Source organism: Nocardia amamiensis NBRC 102102, assembly GCF_001612745.1.
Lineage (GTDB): Bacteria > Actinomycetota > Actinomycetes > Mycobacteriales > Mycobacteriaceae > Nocardia > Nocardia amamiensis.
Window position 1 is genome coordinate 18,945 of sequence record NZ_BDBA01000053.1, and the last position, 8,947, is coordinate 27,891.

The following is an 8,947-nucleotide window of genomic DNA, read 5'->3' on the forward strand; positions in this document are numbered from 1 at the left end:
CACTAAGCAGTTGGCGAATCCTCGGCATGCACCGAGGTCTCCGATCGAAGGGGTGCAGTTGGGCGTTTGACCAGCATCGATGGGAAGATTCCGGTGCTGCCGATAGCGGATTGCGGACACTCGAATGGTTGCCAATCATCGGCTACGCATTCGCTATCGAACGCCTAGCGGGTGTAATCGATCGCTCGCGTGATTTTCATCACACATTGTTTGTGACACCCATCCAGGTGCCCCTGTTTGTGGTGTGCCAATAACGCACCGCGGCGCCGCCCTCGGATGATTCCGGGGGGCGGCGCCGCGTGCTGCGGCCGATCACACCTGACGGGCGCGCTCCTCATACGCTTTGCGCTTGTCGGCATCGACGTCGTCGAGGAAGGCGCGTCCGGAGCCGAGCGCGCGGCCGATGCCGTCGCCGAGCTTTTCGGGCAGCAGCCCGACCACCTGTGCGATGAACCCGGCCAGCGCGGTCACCCTGACCTTGGACTTCGGTGCGCCGATCAGCTCGGCGATGGCGTCGGCGATCTCCTCCGGCTCGGCCGGACGCAGCAGGCTCGGCGCCGTCACGCCCGCGCCCAGCTCGGTATTGGTCAGCGTGGGCAGGACCGAGGAGAAGTGCAGGCCGGTACCCCGGTACTCCTCGCGCAACGTGTCGGTGAACCCCAATACGGCGTGCTTACTGGCGTTGTAGGTGGCCAGGCCCGGGATGTGCGCCTCGCCCGCCAGCGAGGCGATGTTGATGATGTGCCCGCGCCCGCGCGGCAGCATCCGGCGCAGGCCGAGCTTGGAACCGAGGATCACGCCGTAGACATTGATGTCCAGGATGCGGCGGGTCACCTGGTCCGGCTCATCCACCAGCTTGCCGGTCGGCATGATCCCCGCGTTGTTGATCAGCACATCGATCGGGCCGAGGGTGCGCTCGACGCCGTCGAGGAAACTCTCGAACGAGTGCTGATCGGTCACGTCGAGCTTGCCGTAGAGCTCGAACCCGCGCGCCGTGCCGGCCTCTTTGACCGCGGCCTCGTCGATGTCGCCGATGGCGATCTGCGCGCCGAGGGTCTGCAGCGCGGTGGCCGTGGCCAGTCCGATGCCGCGGGCGCCGCCAGTGATGACGACGACCTTGCCGCGGATCTGCTTGGCGTCGATCACTTGTCGTCACCCTTCAACCTCAGGAGGGCGGGCAGGTCGAGGCGGCGCAGGCCGCGCGCACCCGCCGCACGCATGGCGCCGAGCGCGAAAAGGAGCTTCGGCATCGAATACGGGAACCAGAACAGCTCTTTCTGCTGGGTCGGCAGGATCGGCATGGTGATCGCCTGTTGACGGCAGTACTTGCGCACACCGTTCGCCCCGCCCCAGCGGGCCCCGACGCCGGACAGGCCCCAGCCGCCCATCGGCAGCGCATAGCTGAACAGATTGGCGAACACGTCGTTGATGTTGACCGCGCCCGCGTCGAGTTGCCGCGCGATCCGAGCGCCGCGCTCTTTATCGCCCGTCCACACCGACGCCGACAGCCCGTACACCGAGTCGTTGGCCAGCCGGATCGCCTCCGCCTCGTCCGCCACCTTCATCACGGGCAGTGTCGGGCCGAAGGTCTCCTCGGTCACACACGACATGCTGTGGTCGACGTCGACGAGCACGGTCGGCTCGAACGCGGTGCCGAACCCGGCCCGCTTGCCGCCGGTCAGCACCTTCGCGCCCGCCGCGACAGCTTCGTCGACGTGGCGCTGCACGATGGCTACCTGGTTCTCGTTGGCCAGCGCGCCCATGTCGTATTTCGCGTCGCGTCCGTCCAAGCCCTGGCGCAGCGCCTCGACGTTGGCGGTCAGCTTGGCGACGAACTCGTCGTAGACCGGCGCCTCGACATACACCCGTTCCACCGAGATACAGACCTGACCGGAGTTGAACATGCCGCCGAAGGCGATGCCGTGCGCGGCGCGATCGAGGTCCGCGTCGGCCAAGACGATGGCCGGGTCCTTTCCGCCGAGCTCGAGGCTGTAGGGAATCATCCGCTCCGCGCAGGCGGCGGCGATCTTGCGGCCGGTCGCGGTGGAGCCGGTGAACTGGATGTAGTCGGCGTTGCCGACCACGGCGGCCCCGGTCGCGCCCGTGCCCGTGACCACCGCGAAGACCGGCGGGGCGCCGATTTCCGCCCAGCCCTCGGCCAGTTCGATCGCCGAAAGCGGAGTCACCTCCGACGGCTTGAGGATGACGGCCGCGCCCGCGGCCAGCGCGGGGAACACGTCCATCACAGGCATGGCGAGCGGGAAGTTCCACGGCGTGATCACCCCGACCACCGGATAGGGCCGGTAGACCGTGGTCAGTCGCTTGACCCTGGCCAGCGGACTGTGCGGAGACGGATGGTCGTCAGCGAGGAACTTGGCCGCTCGGCGTGCGTAGTAGCCGATCAGATCGGTCGCGAAGCCCGGGTCGATCAGGGCGTCCACCCGCGGCTTCCCGGTCTCCGACTGCACCACCGTGCCCAAGCGGTCGGTGTTGTCGATCAACCAGTCCTGGAACTTCAGCAGCCACGCCTTGCGGCCGTCGGGGCCGATCGCCTCCCATTCCGGCTGATAGAGCCGCAGCTCGCGGACTTTCGCCGCGACCGCGTCCGCGCTCTCCTCCGGCACCGTGCCAACGACCTCGCCGGTACCGGGGTTGCGCACCTCGATGACGGCCGGGGTGTCGCCGGTCTTCGCGGTCTTCGTGCGCGCCTGCGTCTTTCTGGCCGTGGCCTTCTCGGTCGCGCCCGGCGCTGGTTCGGTGTTGGTCACTAGCTGTTCTCCCACTGACGTTGTGTTGAACCGCGGTCTGCCTGTGAATCAGGCCACTGAACTATGATCGTGACACAATCCGCGGGGACTTTCTTGGCCTCATTCGTCAACGCTGGCTGGTGATTTTGGACCTGGAAGACAAATAGGGGTGAGATCTCGCCCGAACGGAAGGAGCTGGCGATGACCATTCCGCCGTCGCCGCGCGCCGTGACCAGGCGCAGCCCCGACCTGGACGAGGTACGGGACTGGCTGGCCGAGTACGTCTCCGAGACGATGCGCGCCGAGACGCTCGACCGGATCGTCACCCGGCTCGACGACGTCATCATCGCGCGCATCCCCGAACTCGCCGATCGCGATATGCGCCGCGATCTGGCGGCGAGCACCAGGGCACACGCCAGGATCGTGCTCAGCCGCCTGACCAGCGACACCTTCGAGTTCTCGCTGCCGGAAGAGGCGCACACGTTCGCGCGCAGCGTGGCCAGGCGCGGGTTCGAGTTGCGGTTGCTGCTACGCGTCTACCACGTGGGCATGGAGGCGGTGCTGGACTACATGACCGAAGTGATCGAGCAGCGGCAGGCGCCGCCGGAGATCGAGCGCGTCGTGCTGATGCGGCTGTTCGAGCGCGCCACCAAGTGGATGGGCACCTCGGTCGAATTGCTCACCGAGACCTACATGGAAGAGCGCGAGCAAGTCCTGCGCGCCGCGCTCAACCGGCGCGCCGAGACCGTCCGCGCCGTGCTCGACGGCGACGAGGTGGACGTCGAGCAGGCATCGGTCCGTCTGGGTTATCGGCTGTCCCAGCAGCATCTGGCGTTCCTGCTGTGGACCGATGAGCCCACCGGGGAGTCCGGCGGCGGGGATGGCGAGGCGACCGGAATGCTGGACCGGTTCGCGGCCCGGCTGGCCGCGGCCCTCGGCAGCGGGCGAGTTCTCACCGTCCCCTCCGGCGCCAGCGCGATGTGGGCTTGGGTGGGATCGGACGACCCGGAACGGGCCGCCGAACTCGCGGTGCCGGGTGAAGTGGAGCGGCTGATGGCGGCTCAGGTCGAGGCTCCGGTGCGGGTGGCGTTCGGGGTACCCGGCGGGGGGATCCCTGGCTTCCGGCAGAGTCATCGTGAGGCGGTCGCCGCGCGGAATGTCGCCGAACGCGCGCCCACGGCTGGGCGGGTGACCGGGTATCGCGCGGTGGAAATCGCCTATCTGGCAGGCGCAGACGACGCGGCCATGCGCGGGCTGGTGCGGCGCGAGCTGGGCCCGCTGGCGGCCAGGGATGCGAACGCCGCGCGTCTACGCGAAACACTGCACGCCTACCTGCGCAGCCACCGCAGCCCGGAGGCCACGGCGAAACTGCTCGGCGTACACAAGAACACGGTCCGCTACCGGATGCAGCGGATCGAACACCTCCTGGGATTCTCGATCGAACAGCGGCGTCTGCCGCTGGAGATCGCGCTGGTCTGCGTCGCGATCTACGGCGTCGACGCCCTGCCCTGAACCGGCCGGACTACTCGCCGGCCGCCTCGCGCGCCGCGATGCGGCGTAGCGGTGGCTCGGTGGTCGGCGCGACCCTGCGGTCGGGCAACTCGGCGAGCAAGGTGGTGGTCGCCGCTGCGATGGCCGCGACGGCCTTGTCGACGGCCGGTTTGGTGGTCGAGCTCAGGCCGGACACGCCACCGACCTTGCGCACGTACTGCAGTGCGGCGGCATAGATTTCCTGCTCGGTTGCGGCAGGTTCCAGACCACGCAGGACGGTGATGTTTCTACACATGCGAGAACACTAGCTCCAGATCACGACCTGCGTCAGGGAAGTAGACACCGTGCGGCGATCGATTCGCTCGACGGACGCCTCCCTGGCCGAACGCGACGACGAGCACCGGAAGCGCGAATACCCGGCCCGCGCTGTGCGGGATGGGGAAGAATCGGGACATGTCTGCGCGCGGTGTACCGACCTTGACGACGTTTCCGTATGCGGAGCTGGACGAGCGGGAGGAAGACCATTGGTCCGGCGCCGCGATCTCCGACGACGAGCTGCGGGCGCTGGCGCTCGGCGCCTTCTACTCCGCGCGCTGGGACGCGTTCCACGACGCGCTGCTGCTCGGGCCGGAACGCGCGCATCCGCTCGGCGACCGGCGCGAGCTGGCCATCGACACGCTCACCGGCGCGTGGGGCATCACGGACGGAACCGAGGCGCGGGCCTCCATGGAGCAGCTGCTGAACGGGATGCACGCCCCGCTCTACGCCCTGGTGCATCCGCTCGTGACGGCCTCGATCAACGCCAGCGAGCGCGACCGCTTCGGTGAGCGGGCCGACCGGCACCGAGCCTTCCTACGCCAGGTCGGCGCGTTCCGCGGCATGGACAACCCCGAGGCGCTGGTCCGCGACTACGACATCTGGTCGCAGGCGATCAAGATCGGCTTCACCGATCACCTGGCCAGGCCGCTGCCCAGCGACATCCACGCCTGGGATCTGGCCAGGGTGATCGCGGTGGCCAGGATGGCCTACACTGCCGGCTACCTCGATGCCGACCTGGCCTGGAGCTATCTCGGGCGCGCCCTGCCGATCGCGCAGAGCAAATACCGCAACTGGCGCCAGTTCGGCGACGCCTATCTCACCGGGTGGACCTATTGGCAGGCCTGCGAGGACCTGGCCGAGCTGAAGAGCGGCGGCGTCGACCGCCGCATGGAGCTGCTGCGGCTGTGGCTGCGCCCGACCAGCCCGTGGCGGCGGGTCGCGCTGAACTCAGCTCCCGTCGGGGAGTGAGCGCAGGATGCCGCGGCCGTAGCGCTGGAACTGCGCGTCGTCGACCATGCCGAGGGAGTGCCGCTCGACCAGCAGCTCCCACTCCGAATACAGCTGGGACACACCGGGATCCGCGGCGCCGGCGGCGCCGTCCGCGGATTCGCGGCGCACCGCGAAGTTCACCGCGCAGGTAACCCGCTCGGTGTCGGCGCGCTCGGCGCCGGCGAAGCGCAGCGTCCGGTTGCCGTCGTGCACGTCCATGCCCGTCGTGCCGCGCACCGGGCCGATCTCGCCGGGGCCGACCGGGGGAGTGTCGGTGGTCCGCGCCCAGATGACCGCGGGGATGGGCAGCTCATACGCGTACCGGGGCTCGCCGATGGCGATGAACAGCAGCCGTCCCGTCGTCGCGGCGAGCAGCCCGAGACCGGTGCCCGCAGGGGGATGCGCGACTGTCAGAGCGGCCTCGAGGACGTACTCGTCAGGCGTCACGTAACGATGCAGAGCCGCTATCGCCGGTTTGGCCTCGCGGCGTTGCGTCATCCGGCCGGTCGCCCGGTCCACGTCCGCGCGGGCGGGGCCGCTGCGGCCCCAGGTGGGTGTCGGCGGACGCAGATCGGGCGCGGCCACGTCGATGCGCTGGGTGGCCAGGATGTGGGTGTTGATCCGCTCGACGATCTCGGTGGCCGCGGGGACGTCGTGCTCGGCGATCAGGACCGGCAGCGGCGTGCGGTCCGCGGGCACGCCGGTGAGCACGGGCGTCGGATATCGCAGGTAGATCTCGATGACCACCGCGTCGTCGGCGCGCCGGTTCAGCCGGACCTTGAGCAGGTCCGAGACGGGAACGTCCAGTACGCGCTCGCCGTCGGATCCGGGCCGCAGAACGATCAGTCTGCCGCGCCCGTGACGCAAAATCGCTGTGGGTGTCCGTAACTCGACTATGTCCATACCCCCTGCGCTCTGTCTGCTACGCGGCGCTTCTGGGGCCCTTCGCGGTGCGGTGGGCCGTCGTCCCCGCACCTGTCGTTCGCGCCGCTCTGTCTGATTTCGCGGCGCTGCCGGGGCCCTTCGTGGTTACGCAAGCTGCTGCCTCCGTGCCCGTTGCTCGCACTGCGTCCGATGGCGGTGCTGCCGGGGCCTTTCGTGGTTACGCAAGCTACCGCCTCCGTGCCCGTCGCTCGCGCCGCGTGGTTGTGTCGTCGCTCACGATAGGCCGAACATGCCATGATTGTTGCCACTTGGAGGAAGCCGAACCGGAGACATCGGGAACCACCGTCGGTCTCCGGCCGTTTACCTCTTTAGCTGCACCTGCAGCCGCACTGCGCGATGTATCGAGTAGACCGTACGCGGTAACGTGGCATGTCCGCATCCGAACCCCCGCGGACCGGACACGCCAGACGCATCGCTAGGCAAGAACCGGAGACACCGGAAAGGACTGGCCGCCCCGGCCGACGCTCTATGAACCGCAAGACTGTGTTTCGCACCCTGGCCATAGTCTCGGGCATCCTGCTCGTGATCTATGCGTTCAGCTACTTCGGCAACGACACGCGGGGCTGGAAGAGCGTCGATACATCGGTTGCCCTGAGCCAGCTCGAGGACAAGAGCAACGTTCAGAACGTTCAGATCGACGACCGCGAGCAGCAGTTGCGCATCGAGCTGAAGAACGGCAACGACGCGACCGGTGGTCAGGCCAAGATCATCGCCAAGTATCCGGGCGGCAGTGAGACCTCCGCGCAGATCTTCGAGGCCGTGAAGAACTCCGGAGCCAACTACAACACCGTGGTCAAGCAGGAGAGCTGGTTCACCCAGATCCTGCTGTTCGTGCTCCCGATGGTGATCCTGCTCGGCCTGTTCATCTTCGTGATGGCCCGCATGCAGGGCGGCGGGCGCGGCGGCATGATGGGCTTCGGCAAATCGAAGGCCAAGCAGCTGTCCAAGGACATGCCCAAGACCACGTTCGCCGACGTGGCCGGTGCCGACGAGGCGGTCGAAGAGCTCTACGAGATCAAGGACTTCCTGCAGAACCCGGTCCGCTACCAGGCCCTCGGCGCCAAGATCCCCAAGGGCGTGCTGCTCTACGGCCCGCCCGGCACCGGTAAAACCCTGCTGGCCCGCGCTGTCGCGGGCGAGGCGGGCGTGCCGTTCTTCACCATCTCCGGTTCGGACTTCGTCGAGATGTTCGTCGGCGTCGGCGCCTCCCGGGTGCGCGACCTGTTCGAGCAGGCCAAGCAGAACAGCCCCTGCATCATCTTCGTCGACGAGATCGACGCGGTCGGCCGCCAGCGCGGCGCAGGCCTCGGCGGTGGTCACGACGAGCGCGAGCAGACCCTCAACCAGCTGCTGGTCGAGATGGACGGCTTCGGCGACCGCACCGGCATCATCCTGATCGCGGCGACCAACCGCCCCGACATCCTCGACCCCGCTCTGCTGCGTCCCGGCCGGTTCGACCGGCAGATCCCGGTCAGCAACCCCGATCTCGCCGGTCGCCGCTCCATCCTGCGCGTGCACTCGCAGGGCAAGCCGATCTCGCCGGATGCCGACCTGGACGGCCTTGCCAAGCGCACCGTCGGCATGTCCGGCGCGGACCTGGCCAACGTGATCAACGAGGCGGCGCTGCTCACCGCCCGCGAGAACGGCGCGATGATCACCGGCGAATCGCTGGAGGAATCGGTCGACCGCGTGATCGGCGGCCCGCGCCGCAAGAGCCGGATCATCAGCGAGCACGAGAAGAAGATCACCGCCTACCACGAGGGCGGTCACACCCTCGCCGCCTGGGCGATGCCGGACATCGAACCGGTGTACAAGGTCACCATCCTCGCGCGCGGCCGCACCGGTGGTCACGCCATGACGGTGCCCGAGGACGACAAGGGCCTGATGACCCGCTCGGAGATGATCGCCCGCCTGGTCATGGCGATGGGCGGTCGCGCGGCCGAGGAACTGGTGTTCCACGAGCCGACCACCGGCGCGTCCTCCGACATCGACCAGGCCACCAAGATCGCTCGCGCGATGGTCACCGAATACGGTATGAGCGCTCGGCTGGGTGCGGTCCGGTACGGCCAGGAGCAGGGCGATCCGTTCCTGGGCCGCTCGATGGGCATGGGCTCGGACTACTCGCACGAAGTGGCGGGCGCGATCGACGAGGAGGTGCGCAACCTCATCGAGGCCGCGCACACCGAGGCGTGGGCCATCCTCAACGAGTACCGCGACGTGCTCGACGATCTGGCCACCGCGCTGCTGGAGCGGGAGACCTTGCACCGCAAGGATCTCGAGCAGATCCTCGCCTCGGTGCACAAGCGCCCGCGGATCACCGCGTTCAACGATTTCGGCGATCGCGTGCCGTCGGACAAGCCGCCGGTGAAGACGCCGGGCGAGCTGGCCGCCGAGCGCGGAGAATCGTGGCCGCCGGAGCCGTTGGTGGAGCCGGTGGCGGCGTCCGCGCAGCGGGA

General features: G+C 68.4%; 7 protein-coding genes. 3 read left to right on the forward strand and 4 right to left on the reverse strand.

Translation table 11 applies throughout. The features are described from left to right. Positions 1 to 312: 312 nt before the first annotated feature. Both NA4_RS12845 and NA4_RS12850 read right to left on the reverse strand, forming a co-directional pair. The gene (locus NA4_RS12845) at positions 313 to 1,146 is read right to left on the reverse strand and encodes an SDR family oxidoreductase (RefSeq protein ID WP_067469174.1); all 834 of its coding nucleotides are present in this window, start codon (positions 1,144 to 1,146) and stop codon (positions 313 to 315) included. Further along, complete coding sequence (locus NA4_RS12850) at positions 1,143 to 2,768, reverse strand: aldehyde dehydrogenase family protein (protein ID WP_084497040.1); 1,626 nt, start codon at positions 2,766 to 2,768, stop codon at positions 1,143 to 1,145. The genes NA4_RS12845 and NA4_RS12850 overlap by 4 nt, the downstream gene beginning before the upstream one ends. Positions 2,769 to 2,948: 180 nt before the next feature. Here NA4_RS12850 and NA4_RS12855 point away from each other — a divergent pair, with 180 nt between their 5' ends. Next, the gene (locus NA4_RS12855) at positions 2,949 to 4,259 is read left to right on the forward strand and encodes a PucR family transcriptional regulator (RefSeq protein WP_067469178.1); all 1,311 of its coding nucleotides are present in this window, start codon (positions 2,949 to 2,951) and stop codon (positions 4,257 to 4,259) included. A 10-nt stretch (positions 4,260 to 4,269) separates the two neighbouring features. On the opposite strand, the gene NA4_RS12860 is transcribed toward NA4_RS12855, so the two are convergent. Further along, positions 4,270 to 4,533 (reverse strand): DUF2277 domain-containing protein, encoded by a 264-nt coding sequence (locus tag NA4_RS12860; protein WP_067469180.1) that lies wholly within the window; start codon positions 4,531 to 4,533, stop codon positions 4,270 to 4,272. Between the two features lie 158 nt (positions 4,534 to 4,691). Here NA4_RS12860 and NA4_RS12865 point away from each other — a divergent pair, with 158 nt between their 5' ends. Next, on the forward strand, positions 4,692 to 5,525 hold the full coding sequence (locus NA4_RS12865; protein ID WP_067469198.1) for a DUF1266 domain-containing protein: 834 nt from the start codon (positions 4,692 to 4,694) through the stop codon (positions 5,523 to 5,525). On the opposite strand, the gene NA4_RS12870 is transcribed toward NA4_RS12865, so the two are convergent. After that, the gene (locus NA4_RS12870; RefSeq protein ID WP_067469183.1) at positions 5,505 to 6,449 is read right to left on the reverse strand and encodes a hypothetical protein; all 945 of its coding nucleotides are present in this window, start codon (positions 6,447 to 6,449) and stop codon (positions 5,505 to 5,507) included. The two genes, NA4_RS12865 and NA4_RS12870, sit on opposite strands and share 21 nt — an antisense overlap. Before the next feature lie 510 nt (positions 6,450 to 6,959). On the opposite strand from NA4_RS12870, the gene ftsH reads away from it, so the two are divergent. Next, the coding region (gene ftsH / locus NA4_RS12875) for an ATP-dependent zinc metalloprotease FtsH (RefSeq protein ID WP_067469186.1) at positions 6,960 to 8,947 on the forward strand (1,988 nt) is incomplete at its 3' end.

Coding starts and splice junctions, on each gene's coding strand:
- NA4_RS12865 (WP_067469198.1), top strand. CDS start 4,692: ATGTCTGCGCGCGGTGTACCGACCTTGACGACGTTTCCGTATGCGGAG.
- NA4_RS12860 (WP_067469180.1), bottom strand. CDS start 4,533: ATGTGTAGAAACATCACCGTCCTGCGTGGTCTGGAACCTGCCGCAACC.
- NA4_RS12855 (WP_067469178.1), top strand. CDS start 2,949: ATGACCATTCCGCCGTCGCCGCGCGCCGTGACCAGGCGCAGCCCCGAC.
- NA4_RS12870 (WP_067469183.1), bottom strand. CDS start 6,449: ATGGACATAGTCGAGTTACGGACACCCACAGCGATTTTGCGTCACGGG.